The organism is Paraburkholderia acidisoli (assembly GCF_009789675.1).
GTDB lineage: Bacteria > Pseudomonadota > Gammaproteobacteria > Burkholderiales > Burkholderiaceae > Paraburkholderia > Paraburkholderia acidisoli.
In genome coordinates this window covers 1,367,658-1,388,906 of record NZ_CP046914.1, presented here as the reverse complement: position 1 = coordinate 1,388,906, position 21,249 = coordinate 1,367,658, and the positions used below count along the sequence as shown (strand labels likewise).

Genomic DNA, 21,249 nt, shown 5'->3' with positions numbered 1-21,249 from the left:
GCAGCCCATAGCAAGGGAAGTACTTTTTCAACCAAGGAGTCTTAAATGGCACAGGATATCTTCATCAAGATCAACGGCATCGACGGCGAGTCGCAGGATGCTCATCACAAGAATGAGATCGAAGCGACGAGCTGGAGCTGGCAGATCCTGCAACAGTCGAACATGCACATGGGTTCGGGTGGCGGCGCGGGCAAAGCCACGGTCGAAGATCTGTCGTTCGAGCATCTCGTGGACCGCGCGAGCCCGAACCTGATGAAGTACTGCCTCACGGGCAAGCACATCGATCAGGCCGTACTGACGATTCGCAAGGCCGGCGGCAACCCGCTCGAATATCTCAAGATCACGATGAGCGACGTGATCGTGACGCAGGTGTTTCCGGCAGGCAGCAATACCGACAACGGAATACGCGAACAGATTCGACTCTCGTTCTCGCGCGTGAAGCAGGAGTACGTCGTGCAGAACGCACAAGGCGGTAGCGGCGGCGCGGTCACGGCCGGCTACGACATTAAGTTGAACAAGGAAGCGTAAGCCTTCCGCGCTCGAGCCCGACGTTCGCGCCGGGCTTTTCCCCCGTCTTCTCGCCGCATTTTTCGATGCTCATGTCTATCCGTGTTGCCGCGCTGGCCTTCGTCACCAGTTTGGCCGCGTGTGCCAGCGACACCAGCAAGAACGCGCACGAGCCAGTCAAGCTGGAACTCGTGTTCGTCGCTTCGTCGAACGTCAACCCCGACGACCAGAAACGCGCCGCGCCCGTCATCGTGCGCCTTTACGAATTGAAGAATGCCGACGCCTTCAACAGCGCCGACTTCTTTTCGCTGCAAGAGAAGGATAAAGCCCTGCTTGCCGACGACCAACTCATGCGCGACCAGTTCCAGTTGCGCCCTGGCGAGCAGAAAGTCATCCGGCGCAACGCCGATCAGGCGACGACCACATTGGGCGTGATCGCCGCCTACCGCGATCTGCCGAACTCCGTGTGGCGCTCGACATGGACGCTGCCGCCCTCGCCGAGCGCCGCCTGGTATCACCGCAGCCCTAAACTGAAACTCACCATCAAGCTCGATGCCAACGCGATCAAGATCAGCGACGAGCAACCGAAGAGCAAGTAACGGACGATCATCATGAGCTGGTACAACAAAGTCACCTGGAGCGAGGGACTGTTTTTGCGCCCGCAGCTGTTCCAGCAGCAGGAGCGCTATTTCGAGCAGTTCGCGCACCGGCGTTCGGCGCCGCTTTCGCCGTTCTTCTTCGGGTTCTCGCACTATGCGATCGACCGCGAAGCGCTCGCGCTCGGCAAGGTCATCGTGAAATCGGCGAGCGGCGTGTTCGCAGACGGCACCCCATTCGACGCGCCCGGCAGCACACCGCCACCTGCGCCGCTCACCGTGCGCCAGGAGCACCTCGAACAGGTCATTCACCTCGCGGTGCCAATTCGCGTGCCCAACGCAGAGGAAACCACGTTCGAAGACACCTCCGACTCGCTCGCGCGCTATGCCGCGTTTGCCTCCGAACTGCGCGACACGAATTCGATCGGCCAGGGTCCGCGCACGGTGCAGTTGTCGAACTTGAGGCTGCGTCTCGTGCCGGAGAAAGAGATGACCGATGCATGGATCGGCTTGCCGCTAACGAAGGTGACGACCCTGCGAGCCGACGGCAGCATCGAACTCGACGAGTCGCTCATTCCGCCGGTATCTGGCTATGGGGCGAGCGAACGGCTCACGAGCTGGCTCGCGAAGATCCACGAACTGACACGCCTGCGCGCCGACGCGCTCGCGAAGCGCCTCACGGGCAGCGACGGCAAGGCCGGTTCCGTCGCCGAAGTCTCGGACTATCTATTGCTGCAAACGCTCAATCGTTACGAGCCGTTGCTCCAGCACCTGCGTCGCGTGCCGACGACATCGCCGGCCGAGCTGTACGCAGTTTTGCTGAGCATGGCTGGAGAGCTGTCGACTTACGTGCGTCCCGAAACGCGCCGCCCCCTGGATTCGCATCCGGCTTATCAGCACATTCAACCTCACCTTTGCCTCAGGCCACTCGTCGACGACACGCACTGGCTGCTCAATGCCGTGCTCGTGCGCAGCGCGCAAAGCATTCCGCTCAAAGACGCCGGTTACGGCATGCGCAACGCTGTGGTCGATCCTGCGGAGATTCGCAGCTTCAGCGCGATCGTTCTCGCCGTGGCCGCGCAATTGCCGGCCGAAGCCCTGGTCCAGCAGTTCGCCACCCAGGCCAAGATCGGACCGTCCGAGCGCTTGCCCGATCTCGTTCGCGCGCATCTACCTGGCATCACGCTGCAATCGCTGCCGGTTCCGCCGCGCCAGATTCCGTTCAACGCCGGCTACATCTACTACGAACTGGCGCGCAGCGGACCACTGTGGGAAACCATTTCGCAGCACGGCGGCATCGCGCTCCACGTGGCGGGCGAGTTCCCCGGACTGAAGCTGGAACTGTGGGGCGTGCGCGGATAACCGCCACGCAGGCTGGGACGCGAAATACGTTCACGCACCACATCTCAATCGGGGAAATACGGTGAATTCAGAAGCTTCCTACGCCGCGTTTGGAGCCGGCGTACCGCAATGGGACGCAACAGGCGCCTCTGGCTCGCAAGCGACGCCGACGGCATCGGCGCCGCCCGTGGGCTTGCTCGCGACGATGCCGGCCGCCGAACCGGCCGCCTCGCGTCTGCGAGCTACCGAGCAGGCGCAAAATCCGCTGCTCGAAGCGGCGCGTCCGCTGCTGCGCGCGCTCGCCGATATGCCTGACGCGATGGATCAACGCGGCATCGAGCAACTTCATCTATTGCTCAAGCAGGAAGTGCGTGCGTTCCAGCGGCTTTGCGAGCAGGCGAACGTACGGCGCGATCACATGATCGGCGCGCGCTACTGTCTTTGCACGGCGCTCGATCAGGCCGCGACGCAAACCGAATGGGGGATCCGCGAAAAAGGGATGGAGTGGATCAAGAACGGCCTCGCCACGGAGTTTCACGAAGATCGGCACGGTGGCGACAAGGTGTATTTGCTGATCGCGCGCCTGATGACGGAATCGCATGAGCATCTCGATCTGCTCGAAGTCATCTATCGCATTCTGAGTCTCGGCTTCATGGGCCGTTACCGGCATGAAGCCGACGGCGCGCGCAAGCACGACGCGATCCGCCAGCGCCTGTACACGGAAATCCAGACGCAACGCGGCGCGGTCCCGCTCGCGCTCTCGCCACACGCGCTCTCCGACGCCAAGGCGAGACGCATGACGTTTTACGACTTTCCCGTGTGGATCACCTTCGTCGTGCTAGGCATCGTGCTCGCGGGCCTGTTCGGCTGGTTCAAGTATCAGTTGCTCGATCGCAGCGCCGTGGTCGAGAAGCAGATCATCGACATCGGTCGCCTCACGCCACCGCCCGCGCCGCGTCTGCCGCACCTGAAGGAACTGCTCAAGAACGAGATTGCCGCGGGCACCGTGAGCGTCAACGAAGACGCGCGTCACAGCACCGTGATTTTCCGCGGCGACGCGATGTTCCAGCCCGGCGGCGTCAATGTCAACGCGTCGATGGGCCCACTCATCGCCAAGATCGCCAACGAGGTGATCAAGGTGCCCGGCAAAGTCACGATCGCGGGTTACACCGACAACATTCCGATCAAGAGCCGCCAGTTCGCTTCGAACAACGAACTTTCCGAGGAACGCGCCACGCAGGTCATGCAAATGCTACAGGCGGACGGCGTGCCGCCCGCGCGCCTCGAGGCGATCGGAAAAGGCGAGGCCGATCCGATTGGCGACAACGCCACGCCGCAGGGCCGCGCACAGAACCGGCGCGTGGCCATCACCGTCACGCCCTAATCGCTGCCTTTCAGGATTTCCGGATGAAGAAGTTGTCGTTTCTGATGTCGCGCTGGTTTCTCGCGCTGCTCGTCCTCGTCGTCGTCGCGCTGCTCATCGGGTTCCTCGGACCCAATGTGGCGTTCGGCGGCCTCAAGCCGCTCGCCAGCGTACCAATGCGCGTGCTCGTCATCGCGTTGCTGCTGGCGGGCATGCTGCTGTGGCTCAAAAATCTGCCCACCGGTTTCGTGTTGGGCCCGCTGCTGTGTCTGCTGATCTGGTACGCCGCACCGCTGCTGAGCTTCGGCAGCCATCGGCCGTTCGAGGCGGCCAGTGCGCGCGCGATCGCCATCGCCCTCGTGATCGCTTGCTATGCAATTTGGGGGGTGTGGTGGCTCTTGCAGAAAATGCGCAGCGATGAAGCCTTTCTTCGGAAAGCACTCGCGTTTGGCGACCGCAAGGCGGTGTCGCCTGCCGCCGACCGTCTCAAGGACGTCGAGGCGCGCATCAACGGCGCGCTCGCGCGTCTGAAGGCGATGCGCACGGGCGCGAAAGGCGTCGGCCGGCTGTTTCAGGGCAGCCGCTATCTTTATGAAGTGCCCTGGTACGTTTCGCTGGGCTCGAACGCCTCGGGCAAAACCAGTGCGCTGCTCAACGCCGGCCTCCCCTTCCCGCTCGGCACCGCCTCGCACCGCACGACTGGCTCGAGCGCGGCCACGAAGAACGTGGAATGGTGGCTCACCAACGAAGCCGTTCTGATCGACACGGCCGGCCATTACACGCGCCACGGCACGTCCATGCAGATGCCAGGCGCAAGCGCGTTGCTCGGAGCCTCGGCCGCCCAGGAAGCAAATTCGTCCGAAGCCAAAGCGGACAGCACGACCGCATCGGCAAAGAACGACGCTGCCGTAGCGCGTAAACGGGCGAGTCCGGAAGATGTCGAGCGCATCGACGCGGCGGAATGGACAGGCTTTCTCGAACTACTGCGACGCCATCGCCCGCGCGCGCCCATCAACGGGGCGCTCGTGTCGATCAACCTCGACGTGCTCACCGCGCCCGATCCCGCAGTTCGCGCCAGCGAAGCCGACACCTTGCGCGCCCGCCTCGCGGAATTGCGCATGTCGCTCGGCATTCGCTTTCCCGTCTATGTGATGATTACGCAGATGGACCGCCTGCCCGGCTTCGCCGACTACTTCGCCTCCCTGACCGAAGAAACGCGCGCGCAGATGTGGGGCTTCACATTGCCGCTCTCAGGCACTGGCGCGCAGGCCAATCTCGCCATGCGCTGCGAAGGGGAGTTGCGCCAGCTTGCCACGCGCCTTTCGAGCAGTGTCAACACGCGCCTCGAAGACGAATACGACACGGACCGCCGGCGCCGTCTCGCCGCGCTGCCCGAGGCGTTTTCCGCGTTGTCGACGCCGCTCGTCGAATTGCTCGCGCAACTCTTTCTCGATTCGCGCTACGACGACACGCAACTGCACGCCACGCTGCGCGGCGTGTACTTTACGAGCGCGGTCCAGCGCGGCGAAGCCGTCGTGGCCGAACCGCTCACGATCGTGCAGCGCCTCGCACAAGGGCTCGGCGAGAACGTCGCGCTGCACGCCACCCGCGCCGAAGGCCACTTGAGCTATTTCCTGCACGACTTCTTCACGAAAGTCGTGTTCCCGGAAGCGCATCTTGTCAGCCCGAATCTGCGCTGGGAATATCGTTTCCGCGTGCTGCGCATTCTCGGGCACGCGCTCGCCATCCTCCTGTTCGCGTGGCTCGCGATCGGTCTGCGTACGAGCTTCGTGAACAACAACGACTATCTCGAGACGATCCTGCACAAAACCCAGACACTCGCGGCCAGGGTCACGCAGCTTTATCGCGATCCCAAGCCCGAAGCCGTGCCGGATACGCTGAGCGAGGCGCGCTATTTGCCTACGCTCACCGGTCTCGATCTGTCCGACCCGGACAGTAGTTATCGCTACGGCCTGTACAGTGCCCCTGGCGTGATCAGCGCGAGCCGCGGCACCTATCTCGCGCTGGAAAACAACCTGCTGCTGCCGCAAATCGTTCATCGCATGGAGGACGTCATGTCGCGCTCGATCGCGGCGAAAGACGCAAAGGGCACGTACGACGCGCTGCGGGTTTATCTCATGCTCTACGACAAGGCGAAATTCAACGCCGCCGACGTGAAGGCATGGGTGCTCGACGACTGGGCCAAAACCGACAGCGCGGCGATCTTCGGCGGTCGCGCCACGATGATCGAGCACGTTCAGCAGTTGTTCACGGGCGACCACGTCGTACAGTCGCCGTTGATCCGCAACGAGGCGCTCGTTCAGGAAGCGCGCGCTTTCCTCGATGCGAGCAACGCGACGCAGCGGCTCTACGATCGCGCGAAGGCGGACATGCAAAAAGAGGCGCCCGACGAATTCACGCTGCTGCGCGCGGTGGGTCCGCAAGCGGGCACGGTCTTCACGCGAGCGAGCGGCGCGCCGCTGTCGCGCGGTGTGCCGGGCCTCTTCACGTTCGACGGCTATCGCAACCTGTTCGACAAACACCTGCGCGAATTCGCCCAGGCGGCGCGCGACGACGACGCCTGGGTCATGGGACGCTCGTATCTGGGCGAAGCTGAAAAAAAAACGGCTGAGTTAGCCCGCCCGGTGACGGATGCCGACGATCCCGTCACCGAGGCCATTCGCCGTCTCTATCTGACCGAGTACGCGCTGCAATGGGACGCGTTCCTCGGCGACATCCGCACGGTGACGGGCACGAGCCTCTCGTTCAACCTCCAGGTGCTGCGCCAACTGGCGGCGCCCGATTCGCCGCTCGCGCGGCTCGCGCGCGCCGCCGTGCACGAGACCACGCTCACGCAGCCCATCGGTACCGACGGACTTTTGCTCCAGAAAGGCGCCGACCCGATCGGCAAGAAAGTCGACCAGGCGCTCGGCATTCGCGCCGAAGAGCGGGTGGAGCGCGAACTGGTCGATAGCCACTTCGCCGCGCTGCGCGAAATGGTGACGGGCAACGCCGAAGCCGCGAGCAATGCGCCAGGCGGTGCGGCCGCCGGCAACGCGGCGGGCAAGACGGGCCTCGACGGCGTGTCCAGTCTGCTCAACGACTATTACACCGCGCTCACCGTCGCCGACAACGCGATCAACAACAACAGCCTGCCGCCCGCGAGCGACATCGCCGCGAAGCTCAAGATGTCAGCCAACACGATGCCCGCGCCGTTCCGCCAGGTGCTGCTCGGTTTGTCGATGCAAGGTTCGCGCGAAGTGAATCAGGGCATCGGTCAATTGCTCTCGCGCCAGATGCAGGCCGTGGTGAGCGATACGTGCCGCCTCACCGTCGAAGGCAATTTTCCGTTCGCCGCCGAGAGCAAGCGCGACGTCAGCATCGACGACTTCACTCGCGTGTTCGCACAAGGTGGCGTGATCGACGACTTCTTCACGAAGAATCTCGCGCCGTTCGTCGATACGACCGCGAGGCCTTGGCGCTATCGCACGCTGCCGGGCGCAACGGAGCCCGTGCAAGGGCCGGACCTCGAACCGTTCCAGCATGCGCGCGACATTCGCGACGTGTTCTTCGGCGATCAGGGCAAGCAACTCGCGTGGAAGGCCGAAGTGCGCGTGCCCGAAATGGATCCCACGATCATGAATCTGTCGATCGACATCGACGGGCAGAGCACGCAGTATCAGCACGGTCCTGTGACGCCGTTCATGGTGAACTGGCCCGGCCCGCGCGGCGGCGTGCATACCGAAATCACCGCGAGCCCGCGCATTCGCCCGGAGACATCGACGATTTCCGCCGACGGTCCGTGGGCGCTCATGCGTCTCGTGCGTAAGGGCGAAGCCGTGCAAACCGCCACGCCGGGACGCACGCGCGTCGCGTTCGACTTCGACGGTCGCCGGGCGGTGCTCGACATCGCGAGCGCGGGTAGCGTGGCGAACCCGCTCACGAGCGACGTGCTCACGACCTTCCACTGCCCAAGCTCGATGCCGATGCTAAGTCTGCCGGACAGCGGTCCGCCGGCCGGCCTGCCGCCAGCGGGCGCACCCGCGATGCCGGTCGCCGGCGCCGCGTTGCACTGAGAGGCGCGCCGCGATGAAACCGACTGGGCCGACCCAAGGCTACGCGGGCAGCGCCGAGGTCGCGCCCTCCTACGCGGCACGCGTGCGCGCGGCCGAACGCGCCGGGCAACCGCTGCTCGAAGCCGCCCGCCCGCTGCTGCAGGCCCTGCGCGATACGCCCGCCGAACTGACGCCCGATGCGGTGCTCGCGCGCCGTCAATGGCTGTTGAGCGAAGCGCGGCTGTTCGAGCGCGTCTGCGCCGGCTTGCGCGTGCCTCGCGCCGATGCCGACACCGCACGCTATTGCCTCTGCTCCGCGCTCGACGAAGCGGCAATGCAGACCGCGTGGGGCCACGGCGGCTCGTCGGGCGACGAATGGAGCGCGAACGGTATCGCCACCACGCTCGGCTACGACCGGCAAGGCGGCGACCGCGTCTTTGCGCTCATCGAAGCCGCGACGCGCGAGCCCGATCGACATGCCGATCTGCTCGCGGTGCTTCAGCAGATCATCGAGAGCGGCTTCGCGGGCCGTTATCGCTTCGCAACCGACGGCGCCGCGAAACTCGGCGCCGTGCGGGCACGTCTGGGCGTGACGGAGCGCTCGCAGGCCAACAGCGAACGCGCGAGGCCGAAAGCGCGCGAAGCGGAAGCCCGGCGTTCATTCGTCGACGAGGCGCTCGCCAACTTGCTTGCCGCCTGCGAAGAGCCGCGCAAGCCGCCTCGGCCGGAACCGTCGGTACGTGCGCCAACGCATCATGAAGCAGCGAAGCTTGGGGCGAAAGACAAGGCCGAAGACGTCCCTTTCGCCATGCGACGTGCGACGCCGCGCGCTAGCGAGCCGCGCAGGCATAGCGTGAACGCATTCATCGTGGGCTTGCTGGTCGCGGCGTTGCTTGCCGCGTCGTGCTACGCCGCGTGGAGATGGACTCATCACGATGACGTCCCGACCGACACGGCCGCTATCGCCACACTCGCACACGCGATCGAGGCGGCGTTGCCGTACGAGTTCGCGAACCAAGCCATCACAATCGACGCACGCGCCGATCACCGCGCGTTTGCCCTGCGCGTGGAAGGCATGTTCGCGCCGGGTAAAGCGGTACTGACGCCCTCGGCCGAAACCACCATCGGCGAAATCGGCAAGGCGATAGCCGCCTCGGCGAGCCCGTTGCGCGTGCGCTTGATCGGCCACACCGACAACTTGCCGTTCGAGAGCAAGACCGGCTTGTCGAACGAGGCGCTGTCCACGCTGCGCGCTCAAACGGTCATGAAGCAACTCGCCGACGCCGGCGTAGCGCTGGACACGATGAGCGCGAGCGGCAGCGGCGAAGCATCGCCGCTCGACGACAATCGCACGCTCGAAGGCCGCGCGCGCAACCGGCGCGTCGAGATCGTCGTCGAATCAAGACAATAGTTGTTCGCGCACGCCGGTTCTGGCGCCAAATTCATCGGCTTTCGGCACCCCAACAACCCTCCTCCCACCAATGCCATCCTCCCATATCGTCAAAATACGATATAAGATTCGCCCAGTAACGATGCAAACCTCATGAATTCACCCACGCCAACCATCGACGTCGACGCGATCTGCAAAGCGCTCGCCAATCCCGTGCGCCGGGAGATTCTCGCGAGCCTGCGCGAGCCGCAGAAGCATTTCGGCGACCAGGAACTGACGCTCGACCACGGCGTCTGCGCCGGCCGCATCGACGCCTATTGCGCGCTCTCGCAGTCCACGGTGTCCGCGCATCTGGCCGCCTTGCAGAAGGCCGGTCTCGTCACGTCGAAACGCGTCGGCCAATGGGTGTTCTTCAAGCGCAACGAGCCTGTCATCGAAGCCTTCATCGCTCACATGAACGCGCAGCTCTAACGCGCAGCGGGCTCTCGCATCGTCCGCTAACTCCGCTGTTTTTACGAATCGCTCCACAGCCCGCGGGCCGCGCCCGCAGACGAGGTAAATCATGGCAACGCTTTTCGACCCCATCCAGATCGGCGACCTCACGCTGCCGAACCGCATCATCATGGCTCCGCTCACGCGTCAGCGCGCGGGCGAAGCACGCGTGCCGAACGAACTGATGGCGCGCTATTACGCCGAGCGCGCCTCGGCGGGCCTGATCGTCAGCGAAGCGACGTCCGTCACGCCGCAAGGCGTCGGTTACGCGGAAACGCCGGGCATCTGGTCGCAGGAACAGGTCGATGGCTGGAAGATCGTCACCGAAGCCGTGCACGCCGCGGGCGGCCGCATCTTCCTGCAGCTGTGGCACGTGGGCCGCATTTCGGACCCCGTGTTCCTCGACGGCAATCTCCCGGTCGCGCCCAGCGCGATCGCCGCGCAAGGCTTCGTGAGTCTCGTGCGTCCGCAGCGCGAATACGTCGTGCCGCGCGCGCTCGACACGGAAGAAGTCACGGGCGTGATCGCCGCGTTCCGCCAGGGCGCGGTAAACGCGAAAGCGGCCGGCTTCGACGGCGTCGAGATTCACGCCGCGAACGGTTACCTGATCGACCAGTTCCTGCAGGACAGCACCAACAAGCGCACCGACGCGTACGGCGGCTCGATCGAAAACCGCGCGCGCCTGCTGCTCGAAATCGCCGATGCCTGCATCGACGTGTGGGGCGCCGGTCGCGTGGGCGTGCACCTCGCGCCGCGCGGCGACGCGCACACGATGGGCGACTCGAACCCGGCGGCAACGTTCGGTTACGTCGCGCGCGAACTCGGTCAACGCAAAATTGCGTTCCTGTTCGCCCGCGAAGCGCTCGGCGACAACCGACTCGGCCCGCAATTGAAGGGTGAATTCGGCGGCCCGTACATCGCCAACGAAAAGTTCTCGCTCGAAACGGCGCAGGCCGTGGTCGCCGCTGGCGAAGCCGACGCGGTTGCCTGGGGCCAGTTGTTCATCGCGAATCCGGATCTGCCGCGCCGCTTCGAGCTGAACGCGCCGCTCAACCAGCCGAATCCGCAGACGTATTACGCGCGCGGCGAACTGGGTTACACCGATTACCCGTCGATGGAAAACGCGGCGTAATCGCGCAAAGGTTCGCGGCTTGCGCGTGCGGTCAGTCGACGCATGCGCCGCCACCGAACACACGGCCACGGCACGGATCCCGAATCCGTCCGTGGCCGTTTTTTTCGGGCAAAGCCTTGTTTTGGCGGCGTTTTCGCGGGGATCCACGCAAACATCGGACAGTTGCAATGTGACTGCGGGCTCCCGGACCGGCAATCCACAAACCCATCCGCAAACGACCGATAGGCGGTTTCAATTGGCATCCCGCCCGGCGATGTCCTTGAATTCAGACTCGTTTGAGCGCCGCTTGCCCGCCACCGACCCGCACCCGGAGATTCGTCATGCCGCAAACCCAGGACCTCAGCCAGATCGTTCACTCCATCGCCGAGGAGACCAATACGCCCGAGGAAACCGTCGCGCGAATCTACGCCGACGCGCTCGACGAATATCGCGCGCAGGCCCGCATTCAGGACTATTTGCCGCTCTTCGCCGCGAGAAAGGTGCGCGCGGCGCTGCGGCAGAAGCCGCACTGAGCCCTGCCGACACTGCGTCTCGCGCGCGCGTTTAGCACGCGCCCGCTACACGTATCCCGCATTCGCTGCCGCGCGATCCGCACCTCTGCCGATTCGCGCCGGCTTCGACCCACTCCGCTTTGCCCTGATTTCCGCGTCGCGCGCCCACCGCGCGCGATCGCTATCACGCTTCTTTCTGCCCTTCTTGTTGCTCTTAAGTCTCGTTTAATTCTTCGCTGCAAACATACGCTCAACCCCTGTTGAGCCGCCGGAGCATCGGCGGCGTTTTTTTATGTCGCGAAGCGAGAGGAGCGAGGCCATGGTTGAAGAAGACGTGCTGGTGCACCTGCAATCCCTGCTGCGCGACGGCGGCGCAACCTCTTCCGTGGCGTCCTGCCGCGTGTCCACGCCGCTTCAGCATCCGTGGGGCCGCGCGTATCGGCTCGTGGAATGGACCACGCCACTCGACGACGGCGCGCGCCGCCAGGTCGTGCCCGCCGAAAGCACCGCGCTCGAAATCGCGCGACTGGTTGCGCAACACGTGCCCGGCCGCCGCATTCTGCTGAACGGCGAACCTGTCGTGGAACGGCCGCGCGGCCGCCGCCGTCGTTCGCGCAGCGCCGCCAGCGCTCACGCCGCGCGCTGACTCCGCGCGCGTAAGCACACAGTTCGACGTGTCGAAGTAAGCGCTCCCCGCATCGGCATCGAGCGCTTTTGCCGTCGAACGCCCACGCGCGACACCTCGCGCGGCTTCAGGCCAGCAGCCGCGCGAGCGTTTCCTCCAGTTCACCGCTCACGCACGTCATCGGCGCGCGCAGTTCGTTGCGCATGAGGCCGATGGACGCCAGCGCCGCCTTCACGGGACCGGGATTCGGTTCCGCGAACGCGGCACGCACGAGCGGCACGAGCGTGAACCAGATCGCGCGCGCGTCGCCCAGACGACCTTCGCGCAGCGCCTGCGCCATCGCCACGAAACGCTCGGGCCGCAAATGCGCCGTGGCCGCGATCGCGCCGCTCGCGCCGGCGCACAGCGCGCCGAACATCTCCAGATCCTCGCCGCACAGCACGTCCATCCGGCCATCGGCGATCAACCCCAGCGTCTTGTCGAGCGAGCCGCCGCAATCCTTCACCGCGACGATGCGCTCGTGCGCCGCAAGTTCGAGCAGGCTCGGCAACGCGATGCTTACGCCCGTGCGCGCCGGAATGTCATAGACGATCACGGGCTGGCGGCTCGCGTCGGCGATGGCCGCGAAATGGCCGATCACGCCCGCCTGCGACGGCCGGATGTAGTACGGCGCCGCAGCCAGCACACCGGCGACAGGTTGCGCATTGAGCGCCGCGACGCGTTCGCACACGCTCGCCGTATGGTTGCCGCTCACGCCCACCACCACGGGCAAATCCCCCGCCGCGGCGAGCACCGTGGCGAGCACCGCGTCCTGCTCGCGATCGTCGAGCGTGGCCGGCTCGCCCGTCGTGCCGAGCGCGACGAAACCGGCGACGTCCGCTTTCACGTAATGCCGCACGAGCGCGTCGAGCGCCGCATGATCGACGGCGCCCGCATTGAACGGCGTGACGAGCGGAATCCAGATTCCCGCGAACCTGGCGGGTGCGGCGGACGACGGCGTGGCAGACTGAGACATGACTTTCCCTTGAACTCGACCGTATCGAAGTCCGTTCAGCGGTGCGCGGGCGGGCAGAGAGGGGAAGGCGGGGACGCCGTGAACTGTCTGTTCCGTCGCAACATCTGACGGAACAGCAAGCTCCGGTCAGATGAGCGGCTGTTTTTTGGCTTTGACTTTCACCGACGCCGTGCAGGCGTGCGCGACCGACGACACCGCGCGCATAGCGGCGGTAACTTGATGCATGTCGTGGTTCGGGTGAAAAGTCATAGCGCGCAGTGTAACCGAGATCAAGTCATTGCGCGCGCGAACCACGGCGGACCAGGTCGTCCGCGGTGGTTTCGACGGTGATCGAGCGGCCTGCGCCGCGCTCACTCGCGCGGCAGAACTTCGACTTCGGGCGCGTCGAGATAGAGACTCGGCACGTCGTTGGGATCGCGCTTCGCGAGTTTGCCGTCGACCGACGCGCCGCAATCCATCTGCAATTGCTGATAGTAGATGTTGCCCACCACGTGCGCGTTCGCCTGCAGTTCGACGAAATGATCGGCGATCACGTCGCCATGAATGCGCCCGTTCACGACGATGTCGTAACCGTGCACGTTGCCTTCGATCGCGCCGCGCTCGCTCAGCACAAGCAGCGTCTTCGCGCCGGACTTGCCGGTGACGTTGCCTTGCACGCGGCCGTCGAGGCGCAGGCCATCGGCATATTCGAGGCTGCCCGTGATCGTGATGTCCTGAGCGATCAACGTCGCCAGCTTGGTTTGCTCGATGGCGGGTTGCTGAGGCTTCTTTTTGTTGCTGAACATGGAGACCACCGTTGCGATTGAATGAAGGCGCGCGGCGCCCGATGAAATTTCGCGCGAATCAACGTGACGTGACCCGATGATTGCGCAGGAACAGAAGCTCGGTTTGCAGCTTCGAAACGCTGGCCTGCGCGGCATCGGCGGCCGTCTGGAGCGTGGCGCGCGCGGCGCGTTCCTGTTCGAGCCGCAACTGCGTCTCGCTGAGTTCGCGGCTCAATGCGTCGGGCGAGATCACGGGACACTGCGGCGCTTCGTGCGGCAGCAGCCACCAGGTGGCGCCCGCGCTCGCCGCCGCCGCGGCGCCTATCCACGAAACCATGCCGATCAGGCGCACGGCACGCGAACGCACGGGCTGCAATTCGTAGGCGCGATCGGCATTCGTGCGCACGCGCGCGTTGCGGCGCGGGTCAGCCATCGATCGGATTCGCAAAGAGCGCCAGATATTCGGTGGGGTTCACGGGCTGCCCTTTGATGAGCACTTCGAAATGCAGATGCGGACCGGTCGAACGCCCCGTCGAGCCCACGTCGGCGATATGCTCGCGCGGCAGCACGATCTGCCCGACTTCGACGTCGATCTTCGAAGCGTGGCCGTAGCGCGTGACATAGCCGTTGCCGTGATCGATCTCGACCGCGTTGCCGTAACCCGCCTTCTGTCCCGCGAAGATCACGCGACCGCCCGCGGCCGCGAGTATGCGCGTGCCGGTGGGCGCGACCAGATCGACGCCCGGATGAAAGCTCAGCCGGTGCGTGAACGGGTCAATGCGATTGCCGAACGGCGAGCCGTTGCGGCCGCCGTCCACCGGGCGGCGCCCCGGGTACGCGGCCCATGCCGCCTCGTGTTCGGCGGTCGCGGCTTCGAGCGCGGCAAGCGTCGCGCTCATGCAGTCGAGTTCGCCGCTCACGGTGCGTGCGTTCGCCCGCGCCGCCGAAGCCTCCCGGCATTCGCGCGGCGGGAGAGACGGGCCGCCTTCCGCGTCGTGATCGTGGTCGGCGTCTTCGTCGCCAGAACGCGCGGGCGCCGTCACCGTGGGCACGCCGCCGCGCGGCGTTTGCGCGCGCAGACGCTCGTCGAACTTGCGCAACTCGGCGAGCCGCGCGGCGAGCCGCTCGATACGCGGATCGAGCAGCGCGATCGACGCATCCATGCGGCCGATTTCGCCCACCACGTAATGATGCTGCTCGGCGCCCGCGGGTCCTCTCACGGCGCCCGGCCCGCGCGCGGTGAAATGGCCGATGGCAATCCCGGCCGCCAGCGAAAGCACGGCGGCCGCGCACGCGAGCGCGACCGCCTTGCGGCGCGCCGCGTGATGCGTGACGAAACGGAGATCTCCCTTCGTGAGATCGTCGGCGGTGTCCGACCATGGCAACTTCATGGCGGGCTCCCACGACGGCGGAATAAAAGCGGTAAGGCGGACATCTTCGGCTGCGATGGCCGGCAAGGCGCCGGCCGCGAGAAAATTCAAAGCGCCGATTATCGGGCGGCTCGCCAAAGTGCCATCCCAAATTACCTGCACCCGCTGCGACGGAAAAATCATGCCGCCGATATCCTGCGCAGGCCCGTGGGACGCGGTCTTGCGCGAGATGACTTTGGCCTGATCGGGCGAAGGCACGATGCTGCACATGCCGCTCCGTGGCATTTTTCAGCGTGCGGTCGATTGCCGCGGCACAAAATCGCTTGACTTCTCGCACCGCCGAACTAATATACGCACCGCGTACATCAACGAGAACCACGGGTGCCAGCATGAGCGTTCCGCAACAAGCCTTCCTCCGCGACGCCATGCGGCGTCTGAACATGACCCGCGACGTGTTCGCGAGCCGCATCGGCGTGTCGCGCCGGGCGCTCGACACGTGGTTGCTGCCGGAGGAATCGGCGGAATCGCGGGCCATGCCGGAAATCGTCGAACGTTTCGTGTCGGAAATCGTGGGCAACGGCGAGGTGCGTGAAAGCTATACGCAAAGCGTAGATCCGCGCTCGCTCGCCAGCCAGATCCAGGTCGAAGGCAAGCCGCAGTTGTTGTCCGTCGATCAGTTCTCGCGCGACTCGGTGGAAGCGCTGTTCCGCGTGGCCGACATCATGCAGCCCATCGCGCGCCGCCGGAAAATCTCGCGCGTGCTCGAAGGCGCCGTGCTCGGCAACCTGTTCTTCGAGGCGAGCACGCGTACCCGCGTGAGCTTCGGCTCGGCGTTCTGCCGGCTCGGCGGTTCGGTGTGCGACACGACCGGCTTCACGTTCTCCTCGATGGCCAAGGGCGAATCGATCTACGACACGAGCCGCGTGATGGCCGGCTACGTGGACGCGATGGTGATTCGGCATCCTGATCAAGGCTCGGTGGCGGAATTCGCGCGCGCCGTGAACATTCCCGTGATCAACGGCGGCGACGGTCCCGGCGAGCACCCGAGCCAGGCGCTGCTCGATCTCTACACGATCCAGCGCGAGTTTTCCCGGCTGGGCAAGATCGTCGATGGCGCGCATATCGCGCTCGTCGGCGACCTCAAGTACGGCCGCACGGTGCATTCGCTCGTGAAGCTGCTCGCGCTGTATCGCGGCATCAAGTTCACGCTCATCTCGCCGCCGATGCTCGAAATGCCGGCCTACATCGTCGACAAGATCTCGACCAACGGTCACGTGGTCGAGCAAACCACCGACCTCAAGGCCGGCCTGCGCGGCGCCGACGTCGTGTACGCCACGCGCATCCAGAAAGAGCGCTTCACCGACGAATCGTTCGAAGGCTACACGCCCGACTTCCAGATCAATCAGGCGATGATGGACGAATGCTGCGGCCCGGACACGCTCGTCATGCACCCGCTGCCGCGCGATAGCCGCCCCGGCGCGAACGATCTCTCGACCGATCTGAATCACGATCCGCGCCTCGCGATCTTCCGCCAGACCGACAACGGCATTCCCGTGCGCATGGCGATCTTCGCGGTGCTGCTCGGCGTGGACAATCTCGTGCAGCATTCGATGCGCGACGCGGCGTGGCGTCCGCCCGCGTACCTCGGTCCGGACGACGCCGTGTTTCATGGCATCGACTGATTGAACCGGCGTTTGCCATGCAAAATCGGTCCGCTCGCGGACCGATTTTCTTTTCAGCACGATTGATTCGGCATCCTGATCATTGTCAGCCGCCAGCAAGCTCACCGACATCGACGCGACCTAACGTCGGCTTTTCTGACCGCCGCGCCAGTTTCGCGTCATGCATGCGCCAGCGAGCGCTCGCATTCTGTATTAACGCTTTACTTTCGCCGATGGCACGTGCAACGTGCTGTCTGGCACCCGCTGGCCTCGCACGTACACCGCCCATCTGCCGTGACGACGGCGAGTGATGGCGCAGGGTTGGCGGCACCGTAATTGCTGCACCCAGGCTTAGCGCGCCCGCAACGCCACAACGCTCGACGCGGTCATGCGCTTACGTTCCGTCTTCGTTTTGGAGTCCGCCGAACGCCATGTCCAATCACGATCCCCACGACGCGCCGCGCGATCCCGCCGACGCCGCCTCAGCCACCCAATCGCCCAGCGCACCCGCCGACGTGAAACGCCGCCGCTTCCTGCAATCGGCGGCCGCCGTTGCCGCGCTGAACGCCACCCCGCATCTGCATGCGCAAACCCCGACCGCTGCCACAGATACGACGGCAACACCGCCGCCCGTGCCCGCGCAGCCCGTCAAGCTCGACATCAACGGGCGCGAGTATGTGCTGCATATCGAACCACGCGTCACGCTGCTCGACGCGCTGCGCGACTATGCCGGACTCACCGGCACGAAGAAGGGCTGCGATCGCGGCCAATGCGGCGCGTGCACGGTACTTGCCGACGGACGACGCATCAATAGTTGCCTCACGCTCGCGGTGATGCACGAAGGTCAGCGCATTACAACCGTGGAAGGCCTCGCGAATGCTGGCCAGTTGAGTCCGGTGCAGCGCGCGTTCATCGAGCGCGACGCCTTCCAGTGCGGCTACTGTACGCCGGGCCAGTTGTGTTCGGCCACGGCGTGCCTGAGCGAGTTCTCCGCGGGCACCGCGAGCGCCGTCACCGCCGACGTGCGCACGCGCCCCGCCGAACTGAGCGAAGCCGAAATTCGGGAGCGCATGAGCGGCAATATCTGCCGCTGCGGCGCCTACGTGAACATCGTGGCCGCCGTGCGCGACGCGCACTCGGCCGGCGTGTGACGCGAGGGAGCCCGACATGGACGCTCTCTCCTATCAGCGCGCCGCCGACGTCGACGGGGCGATTGCCGCCGCGCAAAAGCCGGGCGCGATGTTCATCGGCGGCGGCACGAACCTGCTCGATCTCATGAAAGGCGGCGTCGCGCATCCGCAAACGCTCATCGACATCACGCGCATCGGCGCACTCGATCGCATCGACACATTGCCCGACGGTGGCCTGCGCATCGGCGCGCTCGTGCGCAACAGCGACGCGGCGAACCACACGTTCGTGCGCACGCGGTATCCGCTGCTTTCGCAGGCGCTGCTCGCAGGCGCCTCGCCCCAACTGCGCAACATGGCGACCGTGGGCGGCAACCTCATGCAACGCACGCGCTGCGCGTACTTCTACGACACGGCATTCGCGCAATGCAACAAGCGCGCGCCGGGCAGCGGCTGCGCGGCGATTGGCGGCTTCACGCGCATGCATGCGATTCTCGGCGCGAGCGCGCAGTGCGTGGCCGTCAATCCGTCCGATATGAGCGTTGCGCTCGCCGCACTCGACGCCACCGTGCAGGTGAGCGGCCCGCAAGGCGCACGTGCGATTCCCTTCGCGGCGTTTCATCGCCTGCCCGGCGACCGCCCCGATCTCGACACCACGCTACGCTCAGGAGAGCTGATTACCTCTGTCGATCTGCCACCGCCAGCCTTCAGCGATCACGCCCATTACCTCAAGGTACGCGATCGCGCGAGCTATGCCTTCGCGCTCGTTTCCGTGGCCAGCGCGCTGCAACTCGACGGCAACCGCGTTCGCACCGCGCGTATCGCGCTGGGCGGCGTCGCGCATCGGCCGTGGCGTGCGAGTCTCGCCGAACAGCATCTCACCGGGCGCACGCTGGATGAGGCGACGTTGCGCGAGGCGGCCGCCGCCGAACTCGCGCAGGCGCGTCCGCTCGACGGTAACGCGTTCAAGGTCGGGCTCGCACAACGCGCGATCGTGCGCGCCACGATGCTGGCCGCGGGCATGCAAGCCAACGCCACGGGAGACACCGCATGAGCGCCTACACCGGACAACCGATGGACCGCATCGACGGCGTGCTCAAGGTCACGGGCGAAGCGCAATACGCCGGCGACTTTCCGGAGGCGCGACTGGCCAACGCGGTGCTCGTGACGAGCACGATTGCGAGCGGCACGATCACGTCGATCGACACGCGACGCGCGCAGTCCATGCCGGGCGTGCTGCTCGTGATGACGTACCAGAACGCCATGCGTCTGCCCAACGGCGGACGCTCGCCGCTCAAGCCGCCCGCCGGAAGACGGCTCACGCTGCTGCAGGATAACGTCGTGCGTTACAGCAACGAGCCGGTCGCCGTGGTGATCGCCGATACGCTCGAACACGCGGTGGATGCCGCGAATCATGTCGACGTCGCTTATGCGCCCACGCCGGCCACGCTCGACTTCGATCGCGCCAAAAGTCAGTCGCGTGTACCCGCGAGCGCGATGGGCCGCCCCGTGGCATCGTCGCGCGGCGATATCGAGGCGGGCTTGAGCGAAGGCGCGGTGCGTATCGACGCGATCTACACCACGCCCACGCAATTCCACAACCCGATGGAGCCGCACGCGACCATGGCGCGCTGGGACGGCCCCTCGCTCACGCTCTACGACGCCACGCAAGGCGTGAGCGGCGCGCGCACGGCGGTGGCGGCCGTGTTCGGTATCGCCCCGGACAACGTGCGCGTCATCTCGCCGTTTCTCGGCGGCGGCTTCGGCTGCAAGGGCTCCTCGTGGTCGCACGTGACCCTGTGCGCAATGGCCGCGAAGCAAACCGGGCGTCCCGTGCGGCTCGTGCTCGCGCGCCCGCAAATGTTCGGTTCGGTGGGCTCGCGCCCGCACACGGAGCAGCACATCACGCTCGCCGCGCGCGCCGACGGTACGCTCACGGGCCTGCGTCACGACACGCTCGCGCAGACCTCGACCTTCGAAGATTGGCTCGAGTATTCGGGGCTCGTCACGCGCATGATGTACGCCGTGCCGAACCTCACCACGAGTCATCGCGTAGTTGCCCTAAACGTCGGCACACCAACCTTCATGCGCGCGCCCGGCGAAACCACAGGCTCGTTCGCACTCGAATCGGCGATGGACGAACTCGCGTGGCAACTGAAGATGGACCCGGTCGCGCTGCGCCTGAAGAATTACGCCGAAAGCGAGCCGCAGGAACGCAAGCCGTGGTCGGAGAAGTCGCTGCGCGAATGCTACGCGGCGGGGGCGCAGCGCTTCGACTGGTCGCGCCGCGTGGCGCAGCCGCGTGCGATGCGCAACGGCAACACGCTGATCGGTCTAGGCATGGCGACCGCGACCTATCCGGCGAATCGCAGCGAAGCCGGCGCCGTGGCGCGGATTCTGCCCGACGGCACCGCGATGGTCGCTTCGGGCACGCAGGACATCGGCACCGGCACCTATACGGTGATGACGCAAGTGGCCGCGGACGCGCTCGGCTTTCCGCCCGACCGCATCCACTTCGCGCTCGGGGATTCGACGCTTCCGGCTGCGCCGGTCTCGGGCGGCTCGCAGTCGGCGGCGAGCGTTTCGCCCGCGGTCCAGGCCGCCGCCACGGCGGCACGCGACAAGCTCATCGCACTGGCGCGCGCCGATCGTGGCTCGCCCGTCTTCGGCCTCGCCGCCGAGGACGTCACGGTGCAGGACGGCTGGGTCGTGAGCCGCGGCGATACCTCGAAGCGCGACCCGGCCGCCGCCGTCATCGCGCGCGCGGGCGGGCAGCCGATCGAAGCGCAGGTTTCGGCGAAGCCAGGCAGCGAGAAGCAGGAGTACGCGTTCCACTCGTTCGGCGCCGTGTTCGCGGAAGTGCATGTCGACGAGACGCTCGGCACGATCCGCGTCGCGCGCATCGTCGGCGCTTATGACGTGGGACGCGTGCTCAACGAGAAGACCGCGCGCAGCCAGTTGATGGGCGGCATGGTGTGGGGCTTGAGCACGGCGCTGCACGAGGAAGGCTTGTTCGACACGCGCATGGGCCGTATCGCCAACAACAATCTCGCGGAGTATCACGTGCCCGTGAACGCCGACATCGGTGCGCTGGACGTGCTGTTCGTGGGCGCGCCGGACTTGCGCTTCAATCCGGTCGGCGTGCGCGGCATTGGCGAGATCGGCATCACGGGCGTGCCCGCGGCCATCGCCAACGCGGTCTACCACGCCACGGGCGTGCGCGTGCGCGATCTGCCGCTCACGCTCGACAAGGTCGTGCCGCAGATGCACTCGCTTGCCTGACCGGCACTGCATGTCGCGCAGTGCACGTCGCGCAGTGC

17 protein-coding genes and 1 pseudogene are annotated in these 21,249 nt (G+C 65.7%); 14 read left to right on the top strand and 4 right to left on the bottom strand.

Annotation, left to right across the window (positions count from 1 at the left end):
• Positions 1-45: 45 nt before the first annotated feature.
• From FAZ98_RS20315 to FAZ98_RS20270, 10 genes and pseudogenes are all read left to right on the top strand, one after another.
• Positions 46-528, top strand: coding sequence for an Hcp family type VI secretion system effector (locus FAZ98_RS20315; RefSeq protein WP_158953186.1), 483 nt, complete (start codon positions 46-48; stop codon positions 526-528).
• Between the two features lie 65 nt (positions 529-593).
• Positions 594-1,106, top strand: coding sequence for a type VI secretion system lipoprotein TssJ (gene tssJ, locus FAZ98_RS20310; RefSeq protein ID WP_158953185.1), 513 nt, complete (start codon positions 594-596; stop codon positions 1,104-1,106).
• 12 nt (positions 1,107-1,118) lie between these two features.
• Positions 1,119-2,465: a type VI secretion system baseplate subunit TssK gene (gene tssK / locus FAZ98_RS20305; protein WP_158953184.1), complete on the top strand. Its 1,347-nt coding sequence runs from the start codon at positions 1,119-1,121 to the stop codon at positions 2,463-2,465.
• 184 nt (positions 2,466-2,649) lie between these two features.
• On the top strand, positions 2,650-3,828 hold the full coding sequence (gene tssL, locus FAZ98_RS20300; RefSeq protein WP_158954092.1) for a type VI secretion system protein TssL, long form: 1,179 nt from the start codon (positions 2,650-2,652) through the stop codon (positions 3,826-3,828).
• Between the two features lie 23 nt (positions 3,829-3,851).
• On the top strand, positions 3,852-7,883 hold the full coding sequence (gene tssM / locus FAZ98_RS20295) for a type VI secretion system membrane subunit TssM (protein WP_158953183.1): 4,032 nt from the start codon (positions 3,852-3,854) through the stop codon (positions 7,881-7,883).
• A 13-nt stretch (positions 7,884-7,896) separates the two neighbouring features.
• Positions 7,897-9,273: a DotU/TssL family secretion system protein gene (locus FAZ98_RS20290; protein WP_158953182.1), complete on the top strand. Its 1,377-nt coding sequence runs from the start codon at positions 7,897-7,899 to the stop codon at positions 9,271-9,273.
• 132 nt (positions 9,274-9,405) lie between these two features.
• Complete coding sequence (locus tag FAZ98_RS20285) at positions 9,406-9,723, top strand: ArsR/SmtB family transcription factor (protein WP_158953181.1); 318 nt, start codon at positions 9,406-9,408, stop codon at positions 9,721-9,723.
• Positions 9,724-9,814: 91 nt separating this feature from the next.
• Complete coding sequence (locus FAZ98_RS20280; protein ID WP_158953180.1) at positions 9,815-10,876, top strand: alkene reductase; 1,062 nt, start codon at positions 9,815-9,817, stop codon at positions 10,874-10,876.
• Between the two features lie 320 nt (positions 10,877-11,196).
• A complete protein-coding gene (locus tag FAZ98_RS20275) occupies positions 11,197-11,388 on the top strand; it encodes a DUF3562 domain-containing protein (protein ID WP_158953179.1) in 192 nt (63 codons plus the stop codon).
• A 298-nt stretch (positions 11,389-11,686) separates the two neighbouring features.
• Positions 11,687-11,920 (top strand): annotated as a pseudogene (locus FAZ98_RS20270) (DUF2866 domain-containing protein); the annotation flags it as partial.
• Positions 11,921-12,119: 199 nt separating this feature from the next.
• Here FAZ98_RS20270 and dapA read toward each other — a convergent pair.
• From dapA to FAZ98_RS20250, 4 genes are all read right to left on the bottom strand, one after another.
• Entirely contained in the window at positions 12,120-13,007 is an 888-nt protein-coding gene (gene dapA, locus FAZ98_RS20265; protein WP_158953177.1) for a 4-hydroxy-tetrahydrodipicolinate synthase, read from the bottom strand.
• Positions 13,008-13,357: 350 nt separating this feature from the next.
• A complete protein-coding gene (locus FAZ98_RS20260) occupies positions 13,358-13,792 on the bottom strand; it encodes a bactofilin family protein (RefSeq protein ID WP_158953176.1) in 435 nt (144 codons plus the stop codon).
• A gap of 58 nt (positions 13,793-13,850) precedes the next feature.
• Positions 13,851-14,204: a hypothetical protein gene (locus FAZ98_RS20255; protein ID WP_158953175.1), complete on the bottom strand. Its 354-nt coding sequence runs from the start codon at positions 14,202-14,204 to the stop codon at positions 13,851-13,853.
• Positions 14,197-15,162: a M23 family metallopeptidase gene (locus FAZ98_RS20250; protein WP_158953174.1), complete on the bottom strand. Its 966-nt coding sequence runs from the start codon at positions 15,160-15,162 to the stop codon at positions 14,197-14,199. The genes FAZ98_RS20255 and FAZ98_RS20250 overlap by 8 nt, the downstream gene beginning before the upstream one ends.
• 368 nt (positions 15,163-15,530) lie before the next feature.
• Here FAZ98_RS20250 and FAZ98_RS20245 point away from each other — a divergent pair, with 368 nt between their 5' ends.
• The 4 genes from FAZ98_RS20245 to FAZ98_RS20230 all read left to right on the top strand — a co-directional run bounded on the left by FAZ98_RS20245 (position 15,531) and on the right by FAZ98_RS20230 (position 21,211).
• Positions 15,531-16,823, top strand: coding sequence for an aspartate carbamoyltransferase (locus FAZ98_RS20245; protein WP_158953173.1), 1,293 nt, complete (start codon positions 15,531-15,533; stop codon positions 16,821-16,823).
• A 410-nt stretch (positions 16,824-17,233) separates the two neighbouring features.
• Positions 17,234-17,953, top strand: coding sequence for a (2Fe-2S)-binding protein (locus FAZ98_RS20240; protein WP_158953172.1), 720 nt, complete (start codon positions 17,234-17,236; stop codon positions 17,951-17,953).
• Positions 17,954-17,969: 16 nt separating this feature from the next.
• Complete coding sequence (locus FAZ98_RS20235) at positions 17,970-18,983, top strand: FAD binding domain-containing protein (protein ID WP_158953171.1); 1,014 nt, start codon at positions 17,970-17,972, stop codon at positions 18,981-18,983.
• Positions 18,980-21,211 carry a xanthine dehydrogenase family protein molybdopterin-binding subunit gene (locus tag FAZ98_RS20230; protein ID WP_158953170.1) on the top strand — a complete coding sequence of 744 codons (2,232 nt, stop codon included), beginning with the start codon at positions 18,980-18,982 and terminating at the stop codon, positions 21,209-21,211. Before FAZ98_RS20235 ends, FAZ98_RS20230 begins: the two co-directional genes overlap by 4 nt.
• Positions 21,212-21,249 lie beyond the last annotated feature (38 nt).

Coding starts and splice junctions, on each gene's coding strand:
- FAZ98_RS20285 (WP_158953181.1), top strand. CDS start 9,406: ATGAATTCACCCACGCCAACCATCGACGTCGACGCGATCTGCAAAGCG.
- FAZ98_RS20235 (WP_158953171.1), top strand. CDS start 17,970: ATGGACGCTCTCTCCTATCAGCGCGCCGCCGACGTCGACGGGGCGATT.
- tssK (WP_158953184.1), top strand. CDS start 1,119: ATGAGCTGGTACAACAAAGTCACCTGGAGCGAGGGACTGTTTTTGCGC.
- FAZ98_RS20260 (WP_158953176.1), bottom strand. CDS start 13,792: ATGTTCAGCAACAAAAAGAAGCCTCAGCAACCCGCCATCGAGCAAACC.
- FAZ98_RS20250 (WP_158953174.1), bottom strand. CDS start 15,162: ATGAAGTTGCCATGGTCGGACACCGCCGACGATCTCACGAAGGGAGAT.
- FAZ98_RS20275 (WP_158953179.1), top strand. CDS start 11,197: ATGCCGCAAACCCAGGACCTCAGCCAGATCGTTCACTCCATCGCCGAG.
- FAZ98_RS20240 (WP_158953172.1), top strand. CDS start 17,234: ATGTCCAATCACGATCCCCACGACGCGCCGCGCGATCCCGCCGACGCC.
- FAZ98_RS20290 (WP_158953182.1), top strand. CDS start 7,897: ATGAAACCGACTGGGCCGACCCAAGGCTACGCGGGCAGCGCCGAGGTC.
- FAZ98_RS20280 (WP_158953180.1), top strand. CDS start 9,815: ATGGCAACGCTTTTCGACCCCATCCAGATCGGCGACCTCACGCTGCCG.
- FAZ98_RS20245 (WP_158953173.1), top strand. CDS start 15,531: ATGAGCGTTCCGCAACAAGCCTTCCTCCGCGACGCCATGCGGCGTCTG.
- tssJ (WP_158953185.1), top strand. CDS start 594: ATGCTCATGTCTATCCGTGTTGCCGCGCTGGCCTTCGTCACCAGTTTG.
- FAZ98_RS20255 (WP_158953175.1), bottom strand. CDS start 14,204: ATGGCTGACCCGCGCCGCAACGCGCGCGTGCGCACGAATGCCGATCGC.
- FAZ98_RS20230 (WP_158953170.1), top strand. CDS start 18,980: ATGAGCGCCTACACCGGACAACCGATGGACCGCATCGACGGCGTGCTC.
- FAZ98_RS20315 (WP_158953186.1), top strand. CDS start 46: ATGGCACAGGATATCTTCATCAAGATCAACGGCATCGACGGCGAGTCG.
- tssL (WP_158954092.1), top strand. CDS start 2,650: ATGCCGGCCGCCGAACCGGCCGCCTCGCGTCTGCGAGCTACCGAGCAG.
- dapA (WP_158953177.1), bottom strand. CDS start 13,007: ATGTCTCAGTCTGCCACGCCGTCGTCCGCCGCACCCGCCAGGTTCGCG.
- tssM (WP_158953183.1), top strand. CDS start 3,852: ATGAAGAAGTTGTCGTTTCTGATGTCGCGCTGGTTTCTCGCGCTGCTC.